We start from the raw sequence: 25,466 nt of genomic DNA on the forward strand, positions 1-25,466 counted from the left end.
AAACCACGCGCAACCACGCGCAACCACGCGTTGGCATCCTGGCCCGATATGGGCTTGGGTACGGGGCTGTGGTCACTGTGGTCACCAGCTGTACCGGTAGCCCATGCTGACCGTCCACGGGTTGTCCAGCCTGGCGCCGCTTGCGTACCCGTAGTCGGCGTACAGGCGGTGGTTCGTGCCCAGTGACGCGGCAACGCCCACGCCCAGCTCGGCAAGGCCGCCGGACAGGTCGGTCCGGGTAGCCACGCCGTTGGTGCGTACCGTGCTCTTGCCGTCAAGCTCCTGCGACAGGCTCAGCTTGACGTAGGGCTGCACGGTGCCGCCATTGGCCAATGCAATGCTGCGGCCGAGCAGGGAGCCAACGCGCAAACGCATCGAATTGCCGCTGTCGGCATCGACCTGCAGACCGTTGCTGGCGCGGTAGCTGGCGCCGCTGGCGCGGAGCATCGACAGCTCCACCTGCGGCTCGACGAACCAGCCCAAGCCGAACGGCACCTGGCGGCCGGCTTCCACCGACACGCCGATGGCGTTCTGGTGGGAATCGGCCTTCACCGACTGGCCGTCGGTCGCCACCACCGCGAAGTTCTGCTGGATTTTGTTTGCCTTGAACACGCCGTCGACGTACCAGCCGGCATCGGCCAGCCAGGTGGCATAGCCGCCGAAGTGGTAGCTATCGGCGCCGCCCGTGCCTTCGTCACGAAAACGGCGGTCGGTCGAGCTATATCCGGTCATGCCGCCGACGTACCAACGCCCGCCTTCGACCGGCAGGGACTTGTCGACGCCGACCTGCAGGCCGCCCACGGTCTGCTCGAACGAGCGGCCGCCGCGGTTGTCGAGCTTCTGGCGCTCGCCGAAACCCCGCATCCAGACGCCACCTTCGTTCTTGCCCTGGCGCAACTCACCCATCCGCCTGGCCAGCGTGCCTTTTTCGGCGTACCAGATCGCGTGCGCGGTGCCGGCGCTGGACGTATTGATGGCGGCGTTGGCGGCTGTGGACAGGTCTTCGGGGCCAGGCGGCGCAATCTCGGACTGCCCTGGCGGCGCCACCGCTTCCGGCGACAGCTCGCCGCTGTTGACGAGGCTCCAGTCGGTGGCGCGCCCGCCGACCGTATCGCTGCTTTTCAGCGCGTAGCGATAGGTGCCGGCATCTACCAATTGATCGCGGTTGGCGAGCGTGAACGACCCCGGGCCGCCTTCGGTCTGAATGATCCTCAGGGACCCGCCGCCGGCCATCGGCTCGGCGCCGCTGTTGGCCACCAGCACGCGGTGATCGCCAGAGACGGTGCCGCCGACGCGCAGCAGGTCGCCCTGGCCGGCGCCCAGGTCGGTGCGCATTTCGAACAGGCCGCCGCCGCTGAGGTTGCCGGTCACGTCCAGCACCTTGAACGCGCTGCCCGGGGTGGCAAATGACACCGTGCCCGCATTGTCCAGGCGCGCCACCGCCGAGTTGCCGCGCACGCGCCAGGTGCTGCTGCCGTCGATGCTCAGCGTGTCCACCATCCGCCCGGCGTTGTTGTGCAGGGCGCCGGTCAGCACGGAGTGGTCGCGCAGGCTCACGCTGGCCGACCCGCTGTCGAGCACCACGTCGCCCTCCAGGTGGCTGCGCTGCGCGTTGAGCTGCACATCGCGTGCGGCAACCACATCGCCGTCTGGCGAGGAGGGGCGCCGTTCGTCCACGTACAGCAAGGCGCCATCGCCGCTGCTGGATTTGCCGATGATCGTGGTGTCGACCAGGTTCGCAGTGAGGCCGCTGCCTTCGACCGTGATGCCATTGCCGTTCGCGGCCTCGATATGGCTGTTGCGGATCGATATCGTGTTGTCGACGCCGGGCGTGTTCGAGTAGGCCAGGATGCCATTGGCGCCTGTGCCGCTGGTGCGTATGTCGACGCCGTCCAGGCTGACCTGCGCGCCCTGGCGGCCCATCATCAGCCCGTGGGAACCGTCACCAACGGTGCGCACGATGGTACCTGTCGCATCCAGGCGCGCGGCGTTGGCGAGCAGGCCGTAGGCGGTGTGGCCGTGGGTGGTGACCGAGCCACCTTCGAGCACGACGTTGGACCCGGGCAGGCGCGAGACCACGCCGATGGCAGCGTTGCCGAAGGTCTCGACTGCGACGCCGCGCGCGGTGGTCGTCGCGCTGCTGCCGCTGCCGCTATAGAGTTCGGAGACGTAGATACCGTGCCCGCTTTCGCCACGCGTGGTGATCGAGCCGCCGTCCATGGTGACTGTGCCCGCCCGGTTTTCCACGCCCACGCCTTTTTCCCCGCTCATCCTGATGGAGACGTCCTTGGCCACCACAACGCTCTCGCTCGGAACCCGGATGCCGGCGACGTTCGAACCATTGCTGCTGATCTGCACGCGTTCCAGCCTGGCATGGACGCCATCAGCGTTTGCATCGATGCCGGAACCCGTCTCGGCATGCACCACCACATCGCGCAAATCGGCTGTGGACGGGGTGAATTCCGCTCCGCCGGCCCTGGTGAGATACACGCCATCGCGATACGCGTCGATGGTGCCATTGGAGAACGAGACGCTGCCGCCGGACGCGTGAATGCCAGTGCCGCGGACCGAGACGATGTCGGTGTTGGTGGCGGTCACGGTACCGCGGTCGACACTGATGCCTTTGCCGCCCCAATGCGTGGTGGCGGTGGCATTGAGCTTTGCCTGATCCAGGACGACGCTGGCACCATCCGCTGCGTGGACTGCCGAGGCGCCATCGCCAAGGACGGTGATTTGCGTTTTGTGGGCGGTAATCACGGCGTCCGTGCCCGCTGCATTCAGGCCATGGGCTTCGTCACCCTGGGTGGAAACCGAGCCGCCTGTCATCTCGACGCGCCCGCCGTCGATGGCGTGCACGCCGTGGGAATATTGACCCTCGGTCTTTATCCGCGTGTCGTTCAGGGTCGCCGTGCTGCCCGCATCGCGCACGACCAAGGCATTGGCCTCGAAGCTGCCCAGTGCGGTGAGGTTGCTGTCGGACAGTGCCAGGGTGCCGCCGGCGCTGACGCTGACGCCCTGCGCGCCGACGCTCGTGCCCGCGATGCCGGACTGGATGCTCACGCCGTTGCCCGAGAGGGCGTTGTTGGCGCCGCTGATGTTGACCGCCGTGCCGGCGCCCGCATGCGTGACCGTGTCACCGGGAACGAGCACCCGCGTTTCTCCATCGGGTGTGGAAAGATCGATGCTGGGGTAAGCCGTCGCCGCCGTGGCCAGTTGAATGCCCGGGAACAGCAGTGTCAGGATGGCGACGGAAATTCGAGTTGGTTGCAGTTTCATGGAGGAGTGTCCGGCTTGCTCCACCCCCAATACCAAATGCACCAGACCTGAATCGGCTAATGAAAATAATGAAGCGCGTATGGCAGCGTTGAAGGGGAGCGTTGAAAGAGTTTGATTCGCCGGTCCATTCTAGAGACGCGTTCACCAGATTTGAATCAGACAAGTACGAAAAGCAGGGTGCTTAACGCCACGGCGCGCGCTCCAGGCACGGCGCATTGCTCGACCGAAAGCGAAATCGACAGCGAAATCGCAGCGGGCGCCTGGAAAAGCCGATGTCGGGATGCTGGCCGGGAGCGACACGCGTTTCGCCTGGCGCGCGGCCAGTCTCTGTGCCACGGCGAGCGGGGCGGAGCCGATGAAATCGGCGCAAGTGGAAGGCCGCAGCCTCACTCGTCGATCAGCCGGGAGTGCTCATGCAACGTGATATGCGAGTCGGGCGGCAGATAGGCCACGGCGCTCGGGCGCGAGCTGGCGTTGTACGCCGGCACAGCCAGCCTGTAGCCGGCGCTGTAGCTCGCGTTATTGTCCGCGTTACTGTCCGCGCTATCGCCCGCGTCATAGGCTGCCGGCGCCCTGGCGCTGTGCGCGGCCATTTGCCTGGCAGGAACCGGCTCGGCATACGAATGCCTGCGGGCTACGGTGTGCTCGACCGCAGCGGCGATGGGGCTGGTGGCGGCGCGGGTGGCTGTGCCGTTGCTTGCGCTGATGGCTGTGCTGTTGGCTTTGCTGGTGGTTGCGTCTTCAGCCAGCAAAGGGGCGGGCAGAGGCGCCGCAGGCGCGGGCGAGTCAACCGCCGCAGCCACGGCAGCCACGGCTTCCGGCCGCTCGGCCACAGCGGCTTGCAGCCCGGCATCTGCTGCTGGCGATCGCGCAGGCGAGGACTCGGGCATGGACACAGGCTTGAATGCGGGCAAGGGTGCAGGCAAGGGCGCGGGAGCGGGGCCTGTCAACGACGCCGCCAACAGCCACGCCGCCGCCGCGGCCGTGCCGCAGCCCACCGTGCCGGCAGCCAGCCCGCGCAGCCGCGCGCGGCGCAACGCCCGCGCCTGGGTGGGGGCCGTGGCCGCAAGATGCACTTTGACGGCCTCGGCACGGTACGCAGCAAGCGTATCGCGTATATCGAAGCGCGTGCCCCATGGTGGCGGCACATCGAGTTGGGAAGGAATAACGGAATCAGGCAAGGCTCACCTCTGCAGCGCAAAAGCGACGCAACACCGCCGGTCGATCCGGGCGAAGCTGGTCAAAGGGCAATACTAGCATTGCTGATATGAGTCGAAAATCGGACAAGTCTGATTCTGCGCAACGCCAGGCCCGGCTCTCGAATTCCGCGCGCTGTACCTCGAAGCACGCGTGGACTGAGGATGTGGCATCTTTGGCGGGCTTAGTCATTTCGGACTTATCCGATTGATCGCGCCATGAAATTCAGACTTATCCGATTTCCTGAACCGTGAAACCTCGTTAGACTTTTGTTTGTCGGCATACCCCTATGTGCCGATGATCGACCTTTGCAGAGTGGGTACCCCCCTCCAACCCGCAATCGCGCCCCAGGCTGTTATCCCCGTGGCAGCCTGGGTTTTTTTACTGGCGCGAAGAAGGGCGGCTATGTCAGCTCCGGATTGCAGCATGGGAGAGCTGAAGCGGCAAGGGTGACGGTATTGCTCAAGGATCGGTCCGACGGCTGAGTTCGGCCATGAACCACCAGCCGGCGACCTTGCCCAGCGCCCCTTGAGCGTGAGCTCCGTTGTCAATAACGGTTCTTCAAGCGTAGCAATCGATCCCGGAGACGTCCGCTCTCGCTTAACACCGGGACATACCGCGATCAGTCTGGGGGACCGATCTCCTCGAACCAATCCATCGCCCGTTCTCTGGCTTCCCCGGAGGAAGTGGAAAGTATCGCGAGCAGGTCGCGATGTGCTTCGTTTACCTTTTTATCCTGGGACAAAAGGCCATCGAAGTACGATGCGATCAAGACATAGTCCAGATCAAGTTGATGGTTGAGCTCCTTCCCTGCCGCGGCGACGTTCCCCCCATTTCTTATCGTGATCAGGCAGTGCCTTGCCAGCAGATAATTGTATCGGAGGTACATCGGCTTCCGGGCGATGAAGCGGAGTGCGTCAATTTCCTCCATGCCGTGATCTTTCTTAAGCATCTTCAAAAAGAAGATCTCAGACATCACCTGAACGAAGGCGAGAAAGCGTGGCCAACTCAGATTTGGACTTCGGATGGAAGCGATGAGCTTAGGCCTCAGGCCTTGATGCAATACTTCCAGAAGTTGCTCGGTGCGGAGTCTGGCATTGGCTGCATCCAGATCTTTGCCCAGGAGAGACGCTCTTGCGTCGCTGAATCTCTTTTGAATGCTATCGTTGGCCTTATCGTTCTCGTCTTTTGCGAGATCCGTTATCAGATTGCCAACTAAACTCGTGAACTCGGAAGATAGGATTCCATCCGGGGTGGAAGGGCAACGCGAGTTCAACTCCGTATTGGATATCTCACCCACGCTGAAAGAAACCGCCACCTGATCGATGTGCGGGGAGAACACCTGCAATGCCAGTTTCATGGTCAACCGACAGTCCTCGTGCTTGCACATCTCAACCAGGGCGACATCTGGAATGACAAACCTGGACTCGGCTTCCGCTCGGATTTTCGCGGCAAAGTCAGGGCATTGCAGGACGTTCATGTCCACGACATAGGTTTTCATAGAAATTCTCTCTGATCGGCGTCAACGCACGCCTGCCGCAGCGGGCGCTCCTCACGCTGGTCATGATGGACTGCGGAATCAAGATGGCGGCGAAAGGCGGGCGCCGTCCCGGCGCCCGCCTTTCCTTCTCTCATCCGCGCCGCGTTATGCGACGGATGTCTTCAGCAGGTCAGTACCAGCGCGTATTCCAGCTGATGGGCGTCGCTTGCCACCAGGGGTTGGCTACGGGCACCTGCACGGTCCAGGTCTGCTGCACGGGCCAGGCCTGCTGTACGGGCCAGACCTGCTGTGCTGGCCAGACCTGCTGCGCCTGCCAGACTTGCTGCCCGGGCCAGACCTGCGCGGGCTTGGCTTGCTGCACGGGCTTGGCCGGCTCAACGGGCTTGGCTTGCTCAACCGGCTTGGTCGGCTCAACGGGCTTGGCCTGCTCCACCGGCTTGGTCGGCTCAACGGGCTTAGCCTGCTCCACCGGCTTGGTCGGCGCCACGGGCTTCGCCTGCTCCACGGGCTTGGACGGCTCTACGGGCTTGACCTGCGCCACCAGCGGGGCCTGCTCAATGGTCCCGGAGTTGGAGTAGATCATCGACTGCACCTTCACCTTGCCCTCTTTGGCGGACAAGCGGTTCACGTTGGTGAACGTGAGGCTGGAGAAGTCGAGGTTGCCGTGCTCGCTGGACAGCGTGCCTTCGTTCCTGGCGGTCGTTGTATTGACCGAAAGATTCTGGCTCGCGGTGATCTTGCCGGAGTTCGTGAACGTCGTCGCCTTCACCTTGGTGGTGCCAGTCGCGCTGGCGAGCGTACCGTTGTTACTGGTGGCTACGGCATCCACGTTGAGGTTGCCGGCGTTGGAACGGATCACGCCATCGTTAGTCAGGGTGGCAGCCTTGAGCGAAAGGTCCCGCTCCGATTCCATCGTGCCGTCAGCGCCATTGGTCATGGTGGAAGTATCGGCCGTCAGCGTGCCGCTGGCCTTGATGGTCTTCGTGTTGCGCAGCGTGGCCGTGTTCAGCTTGATGTCACCGTCCGACGTGATGGTCCCGTCATTGATCAGCACCGCCGACTTGAACGAGACGCCGGATTTGCCGCTGATTGCGCCGGCATTGTCCACGCTGTTCGAACGGATATCGGTGGCGCCCGCCGCCAGCAGTTGCGCGCCGGCCCGTACGCTGATCTTGTCCTCGGTGGCCTTCCCGGCGACGACGAAGCCAGGGGCGACTTCGGCGCTGGCGGTTTCGCCGCCAGCCTTGTCGTCGCTGGCCTTCCCACCGCCCTGATCCGCCGTCGTGATGACCAGGCCGGTCTTCTCGATCTTCAGGTCGCCGGTGAGCGCCTGCACCTTGCCTGCGATGTTCACGCCGGCGCCACCTTCGGTGCTGCGCAGCGAAATGGCGTTCGCGTACATGCCGCCGAGCGCGGCCACGTCGATGGCGTGCACCGGCACGTGATCGGTCCCCTTGGTTTGCTCGGCATCGATACGGTCGCCGTCATAGGCGATATCGTTGCGGCCCGCCACGGCGCGGATCAGGTCCTTGGCACGGACCGCCGCGTCGATCTTCATGGAACGCGACAGCAGGTCGACCTTGTCCACCGTGCTGGCATCGAACCCCCTGCCGGTGATGGCGATGTCGCCGCCGGCCACCGTGAAGCCGGACACGGAGCCGCCGCTGGTGAGCGTCGGCGTGCCCGTGGTCAGCGTGACGCGCGAAGCGTTCAGCACGCTGCCGCCATCGACGGAGATGCCGTTCGGGTTGGCGACGATCAGCGCGGCGCGCTGCCCGGCGATTTCCGTCGTGCCGTTGAGCATGGTGCGGGAATTGCCGACCACCTCGTTCAGGATGACGCCGGCGGCGCCATTGGCGAGCGCGGCATTGCCCGCGACATTGCCGCCGATCTGCGTGGCAGCGCCGTTGGCGCTGTTGTTGAGCACCAGGCCATTGGCGCCCACGTTGTAGTTCTGGAACTGGTTGTGCGATACGCCGGCGGCGTTCGGCGCGTTGATCTGCACGAGCGGCACGCCATTGGCGGTCGCGCCGATAGCCGGGCCGCCAGGCGCCGCGCTGATCTGTGCGGATGCCATGGAGGCGTGAAGCGCTGGGACGGCCAGCAACAGGGCGCTCAGCAAGGTGCTGCAGCGGGGCGGGCGGGCAATCATGGATGTCTTTTTCATCATTTGGACCATGGTAAGTAAAGTGAGAGACGGCAGGCCGCCGGCATACGGAGATCTGTGCCGATTTGGGGGCGGGCATGCCGGGTCAGGGTGTTGGAGATTCAGTAATGGCTGTGGTTGGCTTCCTCCTTCAGGTTGTGGATCAAGGCAATTTCCGTTCATCCGGCATTGGTGTGGGTACTGCATGCGGGCTGGAGTTGCCGGAAGAAAAACGCTGTTTTGCTCCCCTCTCCCATGAAGTGGGAGAGGGGAGCTACGGCGGCGCGGGATTCAGCCCGGCGGTGAATCGACTCACACGACACACGACACACGACACACGACTAACAACACACAAAACCCGACACCCCGACGAACCCAATGTCAAAGCTTCATCGATAGCTGCACGGCCACCGTTACCCGCGCGGCCTCGAACCCGGCCGGCTTGGCCACCGGCATGCCGACCGACACGTCGTAGCCAACCTTGCCGTACTCGCCCCGCACCCCGAGTGCCGCGCCAACCAGCGTTCGCCCGGCGAGCTCGCGCGTCACGCTGCCACCCACGGCGCCCGCGTCGGCCGCCACATAGGCTTCCTGTCCGGTGTTCCCGATCGCCACCGCGACTTCATTGCGCAGCACCCATCCGCTTTGTCCCACCAAAGTGCGCGAGCCATCGAAGCCGCGCACGCTGTACCGGCTGCCGATCGAAAGCATCTCGGTTGCTGGGATCGCATTCGGCGCTGCCTGCGCATTCATGCTGGCGCGATAGCCAAAGCGTTGCCTGCCGACGGAGAAGGGCGCGTCGACGCTCGCGTTGGCGCTGAGGATGCTGTAGCGGCCACTCCATTGCGTTCTGCCGCTCACATAGCCGCTGTTGGCCGACCACGCGGGAATGCTCCCGCGCAGGCCGAGCCCGCCGGTGAACGTCATGCGGCGCGCGCGTTGATAGTGGGCGTAGCTGAGGGTGTAGCCGGTGATGTCGCGCGTCTGCACGCCGATCGGCCAATCGCTGAGCCGGACGTCGTCCGAGCGCCGCGACAGCTTGGCGCGCACCGTGCCCTTCATGGTGCCGGTACGGTAAGCCACGTGGCTGGCACCTACCTCGAACGTGCGCGTGCGGCCCGTGTAGGGCAGGTTGCCGGCGCTGGTGGCGATCGTCTGCAGGAAGTCATACTGGTTCGCGCCCAGCCAGAAGGAGCCATAGCCATACGGCACCGTCCATTGCAGGCCCATCGCGCGCGATCCGACGCTACGGTTGCCGAAGTGCGCGTCGTTGTTGTAGGTGGCGATGAGCTGGTCGTACAGCCGCAGGGGGGAATCCACCACCAGGACGCCGCCGAGCTGGTTCTTGCCGGTCGCGTCGATGCCCGAGTTGTCGGCGGTGACGATGGCCCGCCAGCGGCGCACCTCGGGCGCATGGTGAATGGCGAGATCGGTCTGGCCAAATTCCTTGCCCGGCTCCAGCACCATCCGTACCGATGCGTCGCCGGCCACGGTGCGGATGTTTTCCAGTGTCTGGTCGAGATCGCGCAGATTGAGCACGTCGCCTTCGGCCATCGGCATCGCCATCTGGCGGCGGCCCGGCGCGTCGCCGGTCTCGGCGATGCTGCCGATGCGCCCTGGCACAAGCTCGATCTCCAGCTTGCCGGCGCGCAAGTCTTGCTGGCCGATGAGCACTTGCGTGGTGACGTAGCCGCGCTCGATGAGCAGGTAGCGCAGATGGTCGCGCAGGCGGGTGATGCCCTCGGACCCGATGCACACGTCCTGCACCTGGACGGCGCGCACCAGCCATGCGAACGCCTCGGCGTTCTTCCACTCAAGGCGCGAGATAGCGAAGCACGGCGACTCGGCGGGAAAGACGAGTGTCGCGTGCGGGGACGCTTCGCTGCCCGACAGCACCGGCGACGCGGACGAGGCGCGCGTCAGTGCCTCGTCAACCTGCCGCGCCTGGCGGCGTGTCGTTTCGGTGGTCTCGGCGGCCGCATGCGGTGTCAGTGACTGTGCGGTGGCCGCGGGGGCCCGAAGCAGGAGCAGCGCAACTGCGCCGCCGATAATATGGATGGATTTCATGTTGCCCATGCTGCGCGCGTTGCCTGGAACACAGGCGCAGGTTTGTTGCAAAAACGCTAGCCCGCCAATGCCTGAGCCGCTTGATGGGCCAGGGTGGCAGTCGCTGTGTGTTGCGTTTGGTGTCTTGTGTCGCGCGTGCGTGTCGTGCATCGCGCGTCGCTGCTGTCGTTAGCGAAGTAACAGGATTCTGAGTGTGATTCTGAGTGTCTTGGGCAGGGAAGACAATCGGACAAGTTTGAAAATGCGGCGGAATTTGCAAGAAAACCCGGCGCGGCAGCACGGGCGGATTCGATCACGCCTTCAAACAGCGGCATGCCCGTCGCCGCGACGGCGTGCGGCATGCGGAGTGGACAGTGCGCTCCTACTGGTAATCCACCAGCACGGACATCATGCCGGAAATCGTGCCGGGCGTGACCGTGGCTTCGGTTTGAATGTAGCGCGCGTTCATCGGGATCGTGTACGAGCCGCCGGTCGAGCTGTTATAGGCGCTGAGCGCAAACCGTTGATTGAAGGTCGCGGGCGTGCTGTTCGTGCCAGTGATCTGGATCGCCACGCCCTTCGCCGTCGAGCCGCCGGCGACCGGCAGCGCGCCGGCGAGGGCGGGCAGCGGGCCTCCGATCGGGGTGAGCGTGTAACCGACGCGCGCGAAGCCGGGCGGGCAGTTGTTGAAGCGAAGGTCGAACCCCTTCGTGCCCGACTGGTCGCCGGTCGATCCCACGCCCTTGAACTTGTACAAGACCATGGAGGGCAGCGCGACGCTTTGATCCGGCGTCGCGCAGGTGCCGTTGACCAGCCTGACGGTGGCCGCCAGCCTAATTGCGAGACCATTGCTCGTCGGAGTGCAGTTGGTGCTGCCGGGCAAGCACAAATAGTAATAGGACGGGTCGCTGGCCATGCCCGCGAGGCTGCCGGCCGACAACGGGCGGCTGTCGCGCAGCAGTTGCACTTCGAGTGGCGAATTGACGATGAGGAAGTTGCTACCGTTGCTGGAGAAATCGGTGACGGGCTGGCCGTTGACCAGCAGGCGAGTCGAGATGCCCGATACGTTGGTCGTGACTAGCGGTCCGGGTGCAGTGGTAGACCCGCCATTCGGATAAATGGCTAGCCTGGAAACCTGGCACGACGATGCCACGCCGCAGAGTTGACTCAACGGAATCGTATAGCGACTGATGACGGTGCCTGTTGGCAAGCTGTTCGGCAGGTTAAGCGTGGATCCGAACGCAGTGACAATGGTGAGCGCGAGTGCTTTCGGCGAAATCGACACGACAACGGCAAGAACGATTGCCGGGATCAGTCGCGCAGCGAGACCGCGCAGGATTTGATGAAACTGTTGCATAGCAGATATTTTCCTTGCCCTTTCCGTCAACGAGGGAAATCGTTGTTCTCCCATTTTTCGGATCAAGCATGGCGTGGTCGGGACGCGCGGGCTTGATCTCGGATGCTATCGGGATTGCAGGCCATTTAAAATCGGACGAGTACTAAAATGCGTGCCGCCGGCGTGAATACGCTTCGTCCTGATACGGTCGCCGTCATAGGCGAAAGGCGCGAGATAGCGAAACACGGCGACTCGGCGGGAAAGGCGAGTGTCGCGTGCGGGGACGCTTCGCTGCCCGACAGCACCGGCGACGCGGACGAGGCGCGCGTCAGCGCCTCGTCAACCTGCCGCGCCTGGCGGCGTGTCGTTTCGGTGGTCTCGGCGGCCGCATGCGGTGTCAGTGACTGCGCGGCATGCCCGTCGCCGCGACGGCATGCTGCGCGCACAGTGCGCGCCTACTGGTAATCCACCAGCACGGACATCATGCCGGAAATCGTGCCGGGCGTGACCGTTGCTTCGGTTTGAATGTAGCGCGCGTTCATCGGGATCGTGTACGAGCCGCCGGTCGAGCTGTTATAGGCGCTGAGCGCAAACCGTTGATTGAAGGTCGCGGGCGTGCTGTTCGTGCCAGTGATCTGGATCGCCACGCCCTTCGCCGTCGAGCCGCCGGCGACCGGCAGCGCGCCGGCGAGGGCGGGCAGCGGGCCTCCGATCGGGGTGAGCGTGTAACCGACGCGCGCGAAGCCGGGCGGGCAGTTGTTGAAGCGAAGGTCGAACCCCTTCGTGCCCGACTGGTCGCCGGTCGATCCTACGCCCTTGAACTTGTACAAGACCATCGAGGGCAGCGCGACGCTTTGATCCGGCGTCGCGCAGGTGCCGTTGACCAGCCTGACGGTGGCCGCCAGAGCGATCGCGAGACCGGTATCGTAAGAGGTGCAGATTTTGCCAGTGGTTGACCAATCATGGCGCAGGCACACATAGAAATAGGACGGGTTGCCGCCTTGCTGGCCCGCCAGGCTGCCGGCCAACAGCGGGCGGTTGTCGCGCACCAGTTGCACTTCGAGTGGCGACTTGACCATGAGATCGTTGCCAGGACTGGCGTTGACGTTGAACCCGGTGACGGGCTGGCCGTTGACCAGCAGCTGAGCCGAGATCCCCGATACGTTGGTCTGGATTAGCGGTCCGGGGTTGGTTGCACCCCCGCCGTTCGGCCAGAGCGATATCGAATCAACCGGGCACCGCGCCTGGCTGCAGAGTTGACTCAACGGAATCGTGTAGCGACTGACCACGGTGCCTGCTGGCAAGCTGTTCGGCAGGTTGAGCGTTGTTCCGAACGCCGTCATCTGAGAGAGCGTAGCCGCCGCTTTCGGCGAAAACGACACGAAAACGACAAGAACAATTGCCGGGATCAGTCGCGCAGCGAGACCGCGCAGGATTTGATGGAACTGTTGCATAGCAGAAATTTTCCTTGCCCCTTCTGTAAACGAGGGAAACTGTTGTGCTCCCATTTTTCGGATCATGCATTGCGTGGACGGGACGCACGCGCTTGATCTCGGATGCTATCGGGATTGCAGGCCATTTAAAATTGGACGCGTACTAAAACGCGTGCCGCCGACGTGAATACGCTGCGTCCTTGGCGTGTCGAGGGCAAGATGCTCCCGATCGATGACCCGCCGCGCCTGTCAGCCGGGCCCATGCGCGATCAACCGTCAGCGAGGCAGCGGGCCAGTGTGATTGAGCTGGCGATAGGCAAATTGCAGGCTCCAGGGCGCGTAGACGTAGTGCAGCGCTCGCCCCACGGCGGTGCCGGCGGCTTGCGGGCGGCCTCCATCGCGCACCCTGTCGCCCGACGCGTTGCCCAACTCCAGTGTGACCAGGACCAATAGCGCCGCCTTGATGTCGGAGTAGCGGTCGCGTGGCAGGAGCCCGGCCACGATGTTCCGGGCCATGTCCTGCTTCTGCGGCGGCAGGCTTGCCAGGGACGCGGTCGCCAGCGCGCAGTATCCGCTGCCCTTCGAGGCAAGCTGCCATAACTGCCATGAGTGCGAAGAGCGCATCTGAAAGTCCTTAAGTCGTTGCGAAGTCGTTGCGAACCGGAAACCGGAAATCGGGAGGGCGCGGCAGCGTGCCCGCCTGCCGCGCGGTTACTGGTAGCTCATCGTGAACGTGGCGTAGCTTTTTGCCTCGCCGGGTGTCACGGTAGAGGCGGTCTGGATGTAGCGCGCCTTGAACGGGATCGTCACCGGCACATTGCCGAACTGCCCGATGAACCACTGGTTCGGATTGTTGCTCTGTGAGGAATCGGGGCCATAACTGACCAGGCTGTTATCGGTGCCGCGCAGTACCTGAATGCCGACGCCCTTTGCCTTGGAGTCACGCGACAGGGACAGCAGGTTGCTTCGGTTCGACCAGTTGGTGCCGTCCGTCATCGTGAAATACATGCGCGTGGACGTTCCCTGCGTGCCCCCCGAGCACTGCAGCCGAATCTCGAACGGCTGCTCGTCGGTGGTCGTGCCGACGCCCTTGAACGCGCGGATCGGAATCTGGCCGAGCGGCACCGAGATGGACGGCGTCATCACCCTGCATGCGGGGACCTGCGGCCTGATGGGGAGCGAACCATTGATGAAGACACGCCGGATGACGAAGCCGTGATCGACCGCGGTAGTCGTGCCGATTTCGCCCGACAGTGACCCGCCCGCCGTGATCGGGCCGGTCTTGACCAGTTCCACCTTGAAATCCCCGCCTCCCACGTAGTAGCCCGCCTCCTTTGCAACATGGGTCTGTTGCGGCCACCATCCGGTCCATCCTCCGTCAATGCGCACACCGATCCCGGAAACGCCGGTGGCATAAGTATTAAAGGCCCCTGGAGCCCCTTTTCCCTCGTATTTGACCGTGCCAATCAGGGATGTGCAGGTAAGGTCGCCACTGGGCCCGGTTGCCGTCCCCTTTTCGGAAAAAAGAACCGTCCCGTCTGGAACCGTGGGGTCAAACGAGGAGGGCGACCAGGCGGGGAGCCTGACCTCGAGATACTCGACAGGTCCGACCCCCCTGGCGATGATCGAGCAGCTCGCCAGTGCCTCCGAAACAGGAAGGGCAAACGCTGCGGTGCAGCCAACTCCAAGTATTGCCCGGCGACACCGCACGGCGCTTTTCTGAACAACGCGATGCTGTCGTGGCATCTTGATTCTCCTTATGACGTTTTGCTAACGGCCAGCCGGGAGGGCGGCCGGGCATGGCATGAAGTGCGAGGCAATCGGCTGGCGCTACTGGTACGAGAACGTAATCGTGCTGAGCGCACTCACGGTACCCGGCTTGATCGTCTCTTCCGTCTTGATATAGCGCGCTTCGAAGGGCACCTTGATGACACTAGCGGATGTCCCGGATTTACCGACCAGCCACTGATTGGTATTGCCTTTGGCCGATGAATCCGGCCCAAAATTCAATGGACTGGTCGTGCCTTGCTTCATGATTTGAATGCCCAGGCCAGATGCCGTCGAATTCTTTGCCAGGCTAAGGACATTACCGGTATTCGCGGGATTGGTCGCATCCGTCAACGTTGCATAGACACTGAGGTTCGCATCGCATTGGAGCCCCAACGAAAACGGCGTCGATTTGGCGGCAGAGACATCGCCTACCGCTTTCAGGCTATACGTCACCAACTGCGGCATAACGACCGTGTTGGTCGCGCCGGACGTGATCGTGCATGTTCTTGCCGTAACGGCAATGCTCAATGCGGCCAGACTTGCCGCCTGCCTATTCGACACGACAGCTCCACCCAGCGTGGCGATGATGGTCAGGATGTTTTTGGCCGGGGCACTATAGGTTCCCGTTTCGATAGCACCCGTTACGACGAGAGTCACCCGGTGGTGGTAACCCCAAGCGCCAGAGCCGGGGGGGCCGGGTGGAAGCACAGTTGGCCCAGCCCCAATAGGGTCATAAGGCGTGTTGGCATTTGCCGTTTCCAGTGCATAACCTATTCCGGGAATTCCGGTTTCAAATACAGCAGCGCTGCCCCTCTCGGCCTTAAACGTCAAACCCGGAACTACTTTCCCGAGCGGCGTTACGATGATTTCATCGAAATTGCAATCGCTGGTTCTGCTGACACTGTGACGGGCGTATCCGGCAGTCGATGACGGAAACTGAATCCCCGAGGCCACCGAATCTCGAACAGTGCTGAGCGAGGGCGGAAGTTTTGCCGATGCCTGACTGGTCGGTGTAGTGGTCGTACAAGCAGCAAACGCTGATTCAGAAAAAAACATGACGCCCAGGATTAGAGCGCGCGAAGTCATTTTAAATAGCATAATAAATCCCTTTGCCAGATGCGCGGTGGATCCACCAAAGTATTCCAATGCCAGCCGAACATCGGAATACGCCATCGGGTGCATGTTTCCATCTCACCGTGCGGGCCGCCTGTGCGTCCGAAAAATCCATCGCATCTCTATCAAAATCTGATTTGCACTACTGGTACGAGAACGTAATCGTGCTGCGCGCGCTGACCGAGCCAGGCTTGATGACCGGAAGGGTCTTCACATATTTGGCAACGATGGGAACGTTGAGGGTGCCGCCCGACGCCGACGAGCTGCCGACATACCACTGGTTGGTGTTTCCCTTCGCCGATGAATCCGGGCCGAGTCCCAGCGCTGTCGTTTCACCCGGCCGGAACATTTGAATGCCCACGCCGGTCGCGGTGGAATTGCCGGATAACGTCAGTGTATTGCTGGTATTGGCCGGATTCGACGCGTCCGTGAGTGTTGCGTGCAGCCCCACATTGGGATCGCAATTCACCGTGATGGAGAAGGATGCCGATGCATTCGACACCGCGCCGACCGAATTCAGGCTGTTTAATACCAGGGTGGGCAACGCGACAGCATTGGTCGCTCCGGATGTCACCTTGCATCCACGCGTCGTCACGTTGAGCGTTCCTGCACCCGTAAAATATCCGTTCCGAGTAACACTGGTGCCATTTCCGAAGCTCGCCGTCATTCCTGACACCGCCGTTTTTGAAATGGTGTACCTTCCCGTGGCAAGGCGTCCTGTCGCAACCAAGCTGACCCGATGGTGAACAGCCTGCCAACTCGAAGATCCGGAAAATATCACCGTTTTCCCGGGCTTAGCCGGGTTCCATGGTCCGTTAGGCGCTAAACTCCAGCCCAAGGCATAGCCAATTCCAGGCACCTCTGTTTCATAGACGGGATAAGTCTGACCGCCATCCGTATAAGTCACCCCGCTAACCACTTTCCCATACGGCTCGAGCGTTATGCTTTTGATATACTTCTCATCGCATTCAGGACCATATCTTAAATCGAAAACCCATACTGAATTAGGCGTCGTCGATGGAAAGAGATTACCTGGCAGGATATTGTCCGCCGAATCACTAAGGCTGGCTGGTAAATTTACAGAAAGCCCTTCATAGACGTTTCGAACACAGCCGTGCGCGGAGTTTGGAAGAAATGTCGCAGCTAGCGTCAGGGTACCAAGGCATGCCATCAAATACCGACGCAGGATCGGTGTATTGATATGAATATTGATATGTTTGTTGATATAGCTGGTAAGATTTTTCATCGCTGTTCCAACATGATATGTTGTTTGTATTTCGCAATTTGTTTTTCAATTACTAATTTAATTTTTTTCGCGCTGCATCAAATGCAGATGCGGCCCAGCGAGGCCAATTCCACCAACTCATCAGGGTCGATATCGTATGTCTTTGAAGATTGATGGATCCCTAAGATCTCGCTGCGCGCGTAGCCCCCCACATCGCGCAGCGTCCTGCTCGTCCGAACCTCTTAGCGATTCGGCCGGTTCACCGCATAGGACGGCCTTTCTGCTCCGTCCGCGCAAGCCGCATCGATGCGCTGCAGCGGCTGCAGCCCCTTCTCCTTCTTCCGCTCCGGCAGCTTGTACGGGACATGGCACACCGCCGATTTGTCCTTGCCCCATTTGACGGTCAGCTCGCCCTGCGACTCCAGGCCGCGCGCGAAGATCTTGCCCATCTGGCCCACCGAGCCGACCTCTTTGCCTTGCTCGTTGAGCACGGTTGCGCCAAAGGGCAGCGGCGAGCCGTCCGGCCGCCGGGACCGGATCAGGGCGGAACGCCCGGACTCCGTGGCAAATTTCAGCAGCGGGACGGATCCCGCCAGCGGCGCCACGCGCTGGCTGGTCTCCTTGAGCTCGACATCGGTCGACAAGCCCTTCGGATCCAGCTCGATCATGTTCATATTGAACGGCGTGAGGTACGGCACGATGGCGTAGCCCCGGCTGTCCACCCGCACGCCCGACGCATTGGTCACGCGCGCACCGGCCGCTTCCGGCGCTTCGACGATCGCGAACGTCTCCGACAGCGGCTGCGACAGCGTGATCCCGCCGCTATGCGCGACCATGGCGCCGCGCGCCGACACGGAGGCCTGCTGGTAATCCGCGCCGCCGCTGACACTGGCGCTGAGCTCGGCGACCGGCGCGCGATACATCACGTTGGCGCCGCCATTGGTCGTCGAGCTGCCGTCGCCGGACGCGTGATTGGCGTTCAGGCCGTAGGAGAAATTGTTGTCCAGGCCGGCCGAACCGGAGAGCGACGATTGCAGCTGGGTTTTCCCGTTGCTGTCGTGCACCATGTTGCCCGACAGCGTCACGGGGGTCTTGCGGCCCAGCGGAATCGTCACGCCGACGTAGTACTGCGTGCTCATGCCGCCGTTCGGGCTGCGCTGGCGTGTCGCCGAAACGCTGTAGGAAATATTCTTGTAGGCATTGCTGTAGCCCACCGAATAATTCACGTCCGAACCGCTGCGGTTCCAGTACGTTGCCGTGGAGGCGGTCGCGCTGAGGTTGCCGCCGCGCTCGCCCAGGCGCTGGTTGAGCGTCAGCGATGCACGATTGCGCTGCCGCCATACCGTGTCGATCGAGTTGCCGCGTTCGGCCTGCTCGCGTGCGAGCATGGCGTCATTGAGGCCGAAGTACCCGGCTGTCGAATAGCGGTAAGCCGCAATCGAAACGTTGGTGCCGGTCTGCACCACGTTCTTCGCATAGCTCACCCGCACGCTGGAGCCGTCGAACCGCTTCACGCCCGGAATCAAGGTGCGTGCCTGCGTGATGTCGGCGCCCATGGCGCCGAACGAGGTGTTCAGCACGCCGCCGCCCATCACGGACACGTAGCCTTCGGCCACGGTGATGCCGCCATAGCCGGTCAGCAGGTTGGTGAAGCCGCGCTGCCAGGTGGCCTGGGTGAAGAGGGGATTCTTCGAGCTCTGCTGATTGCGCACCGTTCCCGCCACCACGCTGTAGCGGTTGGTGCCGGGGCGCAGCGACAGCGGCACGGCCGCATACGGCACGGAGAACGAATGCACGATGCCGTCCGCTTCCGTGACGGAAACGTTCAGGTCGCCGCCGTACCCGGTCGGGTAAAGATCGTCGATTTCGAACGCGCCCGGTGCCACCGTGGTTTCGTAGAGCTTGACGCCGTTCTGCGAAATCGTGACCTTTGCATTGCTCTTGGCCACGCCACGCACCACCGGCGCGTAGCCGCGCAACGAATCCGGCAGCATCCGGTCGTCCGTGTAGACGCGCACCCCGCGGAACTGGGTGGAATCGAACAGCTCGCCCGAAGTATAGGATTCGCCGATGACGAGTTGCGACGACAGCGACGGCAGGCTCCGCTGCACATAGGTTGCAACGTTCTGGTACTTTTGCCGCCCCTTGTCATCCCAGTTGTACGACCCGTCGTGGCGGAAATGCCAGGCCCCCAGGTTGAAACCCGTGTTCAGGCCGAGGTATCCCTGTGTCTGGGTGCTGCTGCCCTGGTTCTTGGTGCTGTAGACGTTGAGGTTGTAGCCGAGCATCCCGACGGGGACGCCCTGATCCCATTGATCCGGGCTCACGTACCCGCGCGGGTTACGCACGAGCGAAACCTGCGGAATGCTGAGCGTGAGCCGTTGTTCGCTGAAATCGAAGCTGCTGCTCGCGTCCGCAATGGCTTGCCCGAGACGAACGCAGGCACCGGGCTCGGCGAGCGAGACCTTCACATGGTGAGGCAGCTTGCCGAGATTGACACCGGCCTGCTTCAGCAGCGCTTCGCTGAAGCAGGGCTGGGCATCGGCCGTGCCGGGCACGGCCTTGAACGGAACGCTGGCGCGCCCGGCCCAGTTCTGCTCGACATAAAGGTCGACGCTGTACGTGCCAGGCTGGACCACGTTGGCGCGCTGGAACTTCGACAGGTCAACGGTGCCGGCGCTGTTGTTGAGAAAGCCGCCCTCGAACTCGACCTGCGCGACATGCAGCGGCTCCGGTGCCTCCGGTGTTCCGCCGTCCGCGTGCGCGTTGCTCTGCCAGCCGGCCAGGCTGGTCAGCAGCAATGCGCATATTGGCCGCAGCTGCGGCATGTGACCAATATCGGAATTCGGACGCTGAATCGGCGGCATACAAAACACTCCGGGAGTGAGACTTCAGGCGATCATGGATCGGACCACGACATCGAATCCAGGGTCCGATCTTGCCGCCCGACATGCGTACGTGGCGCACGGGCGCGCAACGCTGATTGATGGGAGATTTCTGTGCCCCCAGCAGTGGGGCGGGTGACGACGTGCTGACCGGCCAGGCTACTGCCGCAGGTCGGTGACGACGGGCATCTGGGTATTCTTGCTGCCGCCCCAATCGTCGATGCTGTTGAACTCGACTGTCGCTGGCGCGGTGGGCATCGATTCCAGCCCCTTGACCGGGAAGGTCTGCGACGCGCCGGGCAGCACATGGCCCATGCCGGCATCGAGTGTCGTCCCACCCATCTTCAACTGGACGCTGCCAAGGCTGACGACATAAGGGGTCGGGTTGACGGTTTTCAGGACATACTGGTGCTCGCCTGCGCCCCTGGTGAGCTGCCATTTGAGCTGGGCGGGGGCTTCCTCGGCTCTGCCGGGCAGGCCGGTCGGCCGGTACATCAGTTTGATCCGTGTGCGAAAGGCGACCTGGAGCAGGTTGCGCTCATCCTCGGCGCTCGGCTTCGGGGGAACGTCCAGCACGTTGAGCCAGAACAGCGTTTCCTTGTCAGTCGCCATCGGCTCGTTGGTATGGATCACACGCAGGGTCTGGCCTTTGCCCGGCTCGACCCGGAACATGGTCGGCATGAGCGTGAACGGCACGTCGATCTTGTCCGGCACTTCATTTTCATTGCCGTTGCCCTTGTCGATCCAGGCCTGAACCAGCGAAGGGAGCTTGCCATCGTTCGTGAGCTTGATGGTCATCTCGCGCTCTTCGGCGGGAAAGACCAGGCGGGTTCCTGACACCACGACCGTGGCATTGGCCGTTGTCGCGATCGATGCGGAAACAATCGATGCCGACGCGATCGCCATCGCGCTCAACAACTTCGGAATGCTGTGTCTCATCTTGACTGTCCTTTGAGTTATACCTCCTGTCGCAAGCCGCCGACCCGTTCAGGCCGGGCGGCTTGCAAAGCTGGTACGATCAATCCCTGGAAATCAGGGACCCGTCTTCGCGCTTAGGGATACATCAGGGTGTATTGCACGAACGAGTTCGCGGTACCCGCCGTTGCCACGCCAGTTGCCGTGTATTCGGCGGCGTAGGTCATCTTCGCGGCACCGCTGGTGGCATCGATGTCCACGATCTGCGAGTTCTGGTCGGCGCTGGCTGCACCCACCTTGATCGGCTTGAACTGATCGTTCAGCAGGCTGATTTCCACGTTGCCTGCGGCGTCGGCGCCTTGCAGCTTCAGACGGCCGGTGTCGGCGTTGACGCTCGTGCCGGGTTCGAAGGTAACCGAGACCTTGGTCGGTGCATCCTTGGCGACGCTGCAGCCCGTCAGCGCGAGGACGAACGGCGTACGGCCCGCAGTGGCGCCAGCCTTGGACAGCGCGCTGGTGCTCGCGCGCGGCAGCGCCACGGTCAGGTCGTTGGTGCCGGCGTTGATCTTGCAGGTGGAGGCGATCACGTTGCCGGTGAAGTTGATCGTGCCGTCGGCGGCTTGCGCCGAACCGGCTGCGGTCATCAGGCCAGCCGTTGCCAGGGTGATTGCCAGAATTTTCGTTTTCATTTTCAAGTTTCCTCTCGGAGGTTGTTAAAAGTAAGTTGCAAAGGTTGCTTGAAATGCGTGGCCACTCAGCAATATCGCGAGCGAACGGCTTTGCATTCATGCAAGGGTCGAGGCTGCACACTCGTTCATGAGTGATTACCTCGGTACTGAGTGGCTCACAGCCGGTACTGTGGGCGACCCGGTATCAGGGAAGCCAGCCAGAAGATGGCGGGGTGCCGCTGCGAATGCAGTTCATCAATGCTGGCTATGACTAATGTCATTGCCATACTTGATGAGATCAACATTGCTCTTTATGCCGAGCTTTCGCATGGCGCTCATCTTTTGGCAGCTGATTGTCTGCTTGCCCTTCTTGAGAAGGACTGCGATTTCACCGACGGTCAAGCCCGATATATAGAGGCGCATTACCTCGGTTTCTCGGGCCGAGAGCGGTTGTGACCGATCGATGCTGGACTGCAAGCAAGCTAGCGCCAGGCGGACCCGTGGAGAAATATATTCCCCGCCTGAAGCGCTGACATGAATGGCAGTGATTACCTCGGTTGCATCATCATGCCGACCCACGATGGCGGAGACGCCAAGGGCCAGAACAGACTTGATGATGGCGGGCTGCTTGTATCTGGTCAGTACAACAATTTTCACGTTTGGGTGAAGCCGGCGGAGGCGGGATAAATAAGACAGCCCATCGCCGGATTCTCCACCACGAATGGAGTAGTTGGTTACAACAACATCACAACTGATGTCGGACAAAGTGCTGAAGAGTTCAGCTGACGATTCACATGACGCCAGGACATTTATCGTCGGAATTGAATTTAGTGCGCATTTCAAGCCATCCAGTATCAATGGAGTGTCGTCGGCTATCACCACGTTTATATTTAATCTACGCATATTAACCATGGCCCCTTTGTTTGCTGATTGTCTGGTTATCCCCTATAGCGATGGTGGCGTGTGGAGTTGCAATATGTGTATCTTCTACGATTCTTCGTCCCAGATACATAGGACATGTACGAAATTTTCAGGGCTTAATAGGACAAGTCCTAATTTTTACAATTGTTGACACTTTTCATCCCCAGGGTCACAGGCGGGAATTCCATCAATTTTTCATCTGCGGCCCGGCATCTCCGGCGACGTCAGGGCGCGCTGTGGCGCGGGTTTCGGGGTGGCAGCCAGTGTTGCGGACGCTACATAACAGCGCGCAGGTGGCCGTCTTGCCGGGCTTGTGTTTGGCCGTGCCCAACGGGCTGGTGCTTGAGCGAGGCGCCAGGATGGCTGGCAGGGCGCCAGCGGCGAGGCGTTCAGGGCGGTTCATGAGGCAAGGCCTTGTTGTGGCCGATGCGAGCCGGGAGGCGGTCAGCAAGGGCGGGAGGGCGGGGAGCGCGGTTGCCTATATGGCGGCAGCCAGGAAAACGGCAGCGCTAAAGGAGAGGGCGCGCCACGGATCGCCACGAATCACAACGAATCACCACGATCCGTTTCCAGGCAAAGGTCAAAACGACGACAGGTGACCGTAATTGACGGTCGACGGCGGCGCCATGCGCCGGATCAGCTTGCGGAGAAGAAGCGTGGGACGGCGTCTTGCTGGATGGCGGGCGATATCAGGAAGCCTTGCGCCCTGTGGCAGCCAAGCTCCTGGAGAAGCCGCCGTTGGGCTTCGGTCTCCACGCCTTCTGCCACCACGGTCAGGCCCATCTTGCGCCCAAGCTGCACCACGCTTGAAAGGGCGGCACGGAAGGCGTCGATCATGATGGCGTCCTTGACCATGGACCGGTCCAGCTTCAGCTCCGTGAAGGGCGTCGCCACCAGTCGGTAGAACGAGCTGAAACCGCTGCTGAAATCATCCTGGGCCAGGCCAAAGCCGTGCATGCGCAAGCGGCATGCGCCAGCGTAGTAGTTGCTTTCCTGCGTTTCCATGGAGTCTTCGGTCAACTCGAAGCAGATGCGCCGTGGATCGCCCTTGGCCGCTTTTACCTGCGCATGCAACCGATCGGGAAGATCCGGGTCATCCAGCAGCCTGGTCGTGAGGTTCACGGAGACGGCAATATCGTGGCCGCAGGCCTTCCAGTCTTGCTGGGCGGCGAGCGTCTGTGCCAGCATGGCCTGCAGCAAACGGTCCTCAAGCCCCTCGCGCTCGATGGCGGGCAGGAAGGCGCCGGGCAGCAGGAGCCCGAATTCCGGGTGTTCCCAACGCACCAGCGCCTCCGCGGCATGGCCCAGGTCGTCGACCAGCGCGTACTTCGGCTGGAACCAGGCTTGCATTTCGCCGTTTTCCATGGCGGCGATCAGGGCGTCGCGGTGAAAATCCGGGGTGTTGCCGGGGCGGGCGGGACGGACACGCTTCACGCTCTCGCCATACGCGCCAAGCGCCGCATGCACGCCTTGCTGGGTGAGCGGCTTCGGCAACGTTGCCATCACCGCGATGCCCCGCGACTCAGCGACCTTGCGGGCGCCCACCAGTATCGGCCGCGGCGCGGTGCTGGTGATGACCAGCGCCGGTGCGAACGCGGACGTAGGCAGGCTCTGGATGATCTGGATGCCGTCAACGCCGGCCACATTGAGGCCGGTGACAACCAGGTCGAAAGGGCATTCGCCCAGGCGCTGCAAGGCTTTGGCTCCATCGGTGTAGCCTTCCACATGATGGTCGCCCTGACAGGCGAACATCTGCATCGTGGTGGAGAGATGCAGCGGAGTCTCTTCCACGACCAGGATGCGATGACGGCTCGCATTGCCCGGAACCGCGGGCTTATCGTGGGTGCGCGCGCCGCAACCATGCAATGGCGTGCCATGGAGTTGGGCTTGATGCAGAGCGAGGGTGCTGAGAGATCCTTTCATACCGACAGGATAAAAGGATGGCAGGCATTACTAAATAGGACGAGTCTGATTCTGCAGGTCAGAGTGAAAGAAATCGACGCGTCAGCCATGCCCGGCTGGCAAGTGAGGGGGCAAAGGCACGGATCGTATACCATGGATATGGTCTACTTCGCACTTATAGGCGGAAAAGTGATCGAAGAGTATCATTGCGGCCGGGGTTGAAACCCCTGGCGCCGTGTGTACCAAGAACGGTACGTGGCGACGTTGCGCTGTTTGCCATTCGTACCATGGGGTCTTGTGCAATTTTCTACAAGCGTGGGCTTGATGGATGACTTTCATTTGCGTGTCATGGTGGCGGACGATCACCCAGTCACGTTGCTCGGCATTGCCCATTCGCTGCAGGGGGCCGGCGGCATCGAGGTAACCGGCACAGCCTCGAATTCCACGGAGCTGGTCGATGCGCTCGGCAAGCAGCCGTGCGACGTGCTGGTGCTCGACTATGTCATGCCGGACGGTAAGTACGGCGACGGACAGGCACTCATCTCGATGATCTTGCGGCGGTACCCCGAGGTGCGCATCGTGACCATCACCATGGTGGACGATCCCGCGGTGCTGCGCGCCATCCAGACGCTTGGCGTGACCTGCATACTGAGCAAGTCCGATGCCATGGCGCATATCGTCACCGCCGTGCATGCCGCCTATACCGGTGGGCAATACGTGTCGCCCACCGTTGCGTCCTTGCTCGAAGACCAGGAGGACCCGGGCGCCACGCGCAAGCTGAGTGCCCGGGAGGCGGAAATCGTGAGATTGTTCCGGGCGGGCTACAAGGTGGGCGAGATTGCTGCCCAGCTGCATCGCAGCAAGCAAACCATCAGCGCGCAAAAGGTTGCGGCAATGAAAAAGCTTGGGGTCACGCGCGACGCGGACCTGATCCGCTACAGCGGCAACGAGACGCAGCCGGAGCCGCAGCCGGAGCCGGAAGACGGCCAACAGGAAGCGTGACGCCGGGCTGTGCGCCTGATAGGTCCAACAGAAGCAGAATGATGTCAACGTCGCCGTGAAACTGAAGCCCCTTGTCAGGCACCGCATTTCCCGCGGCCGCCGCGACTTCAATCCAGAGCTGATGAAGCGG

Annotated in this window: 17 protein-coding genes; 1 reads left to right on the plus strand and 16 read right to left on the minus strand. The window is 62.3% G+C overall.

The features are described from left to right. Positions 1 to 81 precede the first annotated feature (81 nt). From AC1RQK_RS17900 to AC1RQK_RS17975, 16 genes are all read right to left on the minus strand, one after another. On the minus strand, positions 82 to 3,276 hold the full coding sequence (locus AC1RQK_RS17900) for an autotransporter outer membrane beta-barrel domain-containing protein (protein ID WP_492810239.1): 3,195 nt from the start codon (positions 3,274 to 3,276) through the stop codon (positions 82 to 84). A gap of 386 nt (positions 3,277 to 3,662) precedes the next feature. Further along, positions 3,663 to 4,457 (minus strand): hypothetical protein, encoded by a 795-nt coding sequence (locus AC1RQK_RS17905; RefSeq protein ID WP_492810241.1) that lies wholly within the window; start codon positions 4,455 to 4,457, stop codon positions 3,663 to 3,665. Between the two features lie 638 nt (positions 4,458 to 5,095). Further along, positions 5,096 to 5,974: a hypothetical protein gene (locus AC1RQK_RS17910; protein WP_492810243.1), complete on the minus strand. Its 879-nt coding sequence runs from the start codon at positions 5,972 to 5,974 to the stop codon at positions 5,096 to 5,098. 169 nt (positions 5,975 to 6,143) lie between these two features. Continuing rightward, positions 6,144 to 8,126: a two-partner secretion domain-containing protein gene (locus tag AC1RQK_RS17915; RefSeq protein ID WP_492810245.1), complete on the minus strand. Its 1,983-nt coding sequence runs from the start codon at positions 8,124 to 8,126 to the stop codon at positions 6,144 to 6,146. A gap of 375 nt (positions 8,127 to 8,501) precedes the next feature. After that, a complete protein-coding gene (locus AC1RQK_RS17920) occupies positions 8,502 to 10,187 on the minus strand; it encodes a ShlB/FhaC/HecB family hemolysin secretion/activation protein (protein WP_492810247.1) in 1,686 nt (561 codons plus the stop codon). A gap of 361 nt (positions 10,188 to 10,548) precedes the next feature. After that, a complete protein-coding gene (locus tag AC1RQK_RS17925; RefSeq protein WP_492810249.1) occupies positions 10,549 to 11,523 on the minus strand; it encodes a fimbrial protein in 975 nt (324 codons plus the stop codon). Between the two features lie 434 nt (positions 11,524 to 11,957). Next, positions 11,958 to 12,956, minus strand: coding sequence for a fimbrial protein (locus AC1RQK_RS17930; protein WP_492810251.1), 999 nt, complete (start codon positions 12,954 to 12,956; stop codon positions 11,958 to 11,960). Between the two features lie 255 nt (positions 12,957 to 13,211). Further along, positions 13,212 to 13,559, minus strand: coding sequence for a hypothetical protein (locus AC1RQK_RS17935; protein ID WP_492810253.1), 348 nt, complete (start codon positions 13,557 to 13,559; stop codon positions 13,212 to 13,214). A gap of 87 nt (positions 13,560 to 13,646) precedes the next feature. After that, on the minus strand, positions 13,647 to 14,681 hold the full coding sequence (locus AC1RQK_RS17940; protein ID WP_492810255.1) for a fimbrial protein: 1,035 nt from the start codon (positions 14,679 to 14,681) through the stop codon (positions 13,647 to 13,649). A gap of 84 nt (positions 14,682 to 14,765) precedes the next feature. After that, positions 14,766 to 15,878 carry a fimbrial protein gene (locus AC1RQK_RS17945; RefSeq protein WP_492810257.1) on the minus strand — a complete coding sequence of 371 codons (1,113 nt, stop codon included), beginning with the start codon at positions 15,876 to 15,878 and terminating at the stop codon, positions 14,766 to 14,768. An 82-nt stretch (positions 15,879 to 15,960) separates the two neighbouring features. Further along, positions 15,961 to 17,064, minus strand: coding sequence for a fimbrial protein (locus AC1RQK_RS17950; protein ID WP_492810259.1), 1,104 nt, complete (start codon positions 17,062 to 17,064; stop codon positions 15,961 to 15,963). Positions 17,065 to 17,285: 221 nt separating this feature from the next. Further along, complete coding sequence (locus AC1RQK_RS17955) at positions 17,286 to 19,910, minus strand: fimbria/pilus outer membrane usher protein (RefSeq protein WP_492810261.1); 2,625 nt, start codon at positions 19,908 to 19,910, stop codon at positions 17,286 to 17,288. A 177-nt stretch (positions 19,911 to 20,087) separates the two neighbouring features. Further along, on the minus strand, positions 20,088 to 20,834 hold the full coding sequence (locus AC1RQK_RS17960) for a fimbrial biogenesis chaperone (RefSeq protein ID WP_492810263.1): 747 nt from the start codon (positions 20,832 to 20,834) through the stop codon (positions 20,088 to 20,090). 146 nt (positions 20,835 to 20,980) lie between these two features. Then, positions 20,981 to 21,532 carry a fimbrial protein gene (locus AC1RQK_RS17965; protein WP_492376523.1) on the minus strand — a complete coding sequence of 184 codons (552 nt, stop codon included), beginning with the start codon at positions 21,530 to 21,532 and terminating at the stop codon, positions 20,981 to 20,983. 234 nt (positions 21,533 to 21,766) lie between these two features. Continuing rightward, complete coding sequence (locus tag AC1RQK_RS17970) at positions 21,767 to 22,423, minus strand: response regulator (protein ID WP_492376524.1); 657 nt, start codon at positions 22,421 to 22,423, stop codon at positions 21,767 to 21,769. Positions 22,424 to 23,068: 645 nt separating this feature from the next. Continuing rightward, entirely contained in the window at positions 23,069 to 24,223 is a 1,155-nt protein-coding gene (locus AC1RQK_RS17975) for an EAL domain-containing response regulator (RefSeq protein WP_492375079.1), read from the minus strand. A 435-nt stretch (positions 24,224 to 24,658) separates the two neighbouring features. Here AC1RQK_RS17975 and AC1RQK_RS17980 point away from each other — a divergent pair, with 435 nt between their 5' ends. Then, a complete protein-coding gene (locus AC1RQK_RS17980; protein ID WP_492810266.1) occupies positions 24,659 to 25,336 on the plus strand; it encodes a response regulator in 678 nt (225 codons plus the stop codon). Positions 25,337 to 25,466: the final 130 nt, after the last annotated feature.

This window comes from Cupriavidus sp. GW822-FHT02D05, assembly GCF_058802485.1.

What these genes read in the sequence shown, in the direction of transcription:
- AC1RQK_RS17930 (WP_492810251.1), bottom strand. Translation starts at nt 12,956, where the DNA reads ATGCAACAGTTCCATCAAATCCTGCGCGGTCTCGCTGCGCGACTGATC.
- AC1RQK_RS17970 (WP_492376524.1), bottom strand. Translation starts at nt 22,423, where the DNA reads ATGGTTAATATGCGTAGATTAAATATAAACGTGGTGATAGCCGACGAC.
- AC1RQK_RS17940 (WP_492810255.1), bottom strand. Translation starts at nt 14,681, where the DNA reads ATGCCACGACAGCATCGCGTTGTTCAGAAAAGCGCCGTGCGGTGTCGC.
- AC1RQK_RS17950 (WP_492810259.1), bottom strand. Translation starts at nt 17,064, where the DNA reads ATGAAAAATCTTACCAGCTATATCAACAAACATATCAATATTCATATC.
- AC1RQK_RS17965 (WP_492376523.1), bottom strand. Translation starts at nt 21,532, where the DNA reads ATGAAAACGAAAATTCTGGCAATCACCCTGGCAACGGCTGGCCTGATG.
- AC1RQK_RS17915 (WP_492810245.1), bottom strand. Translation starts at nt 8,126, where the DNA reads ATGATTGCCCGCCCGCCCCGCTGCAGCACCTTGCTGAGCGCCCTGTTG.
- AC1RQK_RS17900 (WP_492810239.1), bottom strand. Translation starts at nt 3,276, where the DNA reads ATGAAACTGCAACCAACTCGAATTTCCGTCGCCATCCTGACACTGCTG.
- AC1RQK_RS17980 (WP_492810266.1), top strand. Translation starts at nt 24,659, where the DNA reads ATGGATGACTTTCATTTGCGTGTCATGGTGGCGGACGATCACCCAGTC.
- AC1RQK_RS17925 (WP_492810249.1), bottom strand. Translation starts at nt 11,523, where the DNA reads ATGCAACAGTTTCATCAAATCCTGCGCGGTCTCGCTGCGCGACTGATC.
- AC1RQK_RS17945 (WP_492810257.1), bottom strand. Translation starts at nt 15,878, where the DNA reads ATGGCGTATTCCGATGTTCGGCTGGCATTGGAATACTTTGGTGGATCC.
- AC1RQK_RS17910 (WP_492810243.1), bottom strand. Translation starts at nt 5,974, where the DNA reads ATGAAAACCTATGTCGTGGACATGAACGTCCTGCAATGCCCTGACTTT.
- AC1RQK_RS17960 (WP_492810263.1), bottom strand. Translation starts at nt 20,834, where the DNA reads ATGGCGATCGCGTCGGCATCGATTGTTTCCGCATCGATCGCGACAACG.
- AC1RQK_RS17955 (WP_492810261.1), bottom strand. Translation starts at nt 19,910, where the DNA reads ATGCCGCCGATTCAGCGTCCGAATTCCGATATTGGTCACATGCCGCAG.
- AC1RQK_RS17935 (WP_492810253.1), bottom strand. Translation starts at nt 13,559, where the DNA reads ATGCGCTCTTCGCACTCATGGCAGTTATGGCAGCTTGCCTCGAAGGGC.
- AC1RQK_RS17920 (WP_492810247.1), bottom strand. Translation starts at nt 10,187, where the DNA reads ATGAAATCCATCCATATTATCGGCGGCGCAGTTGCGCTGCTCCTGCTT.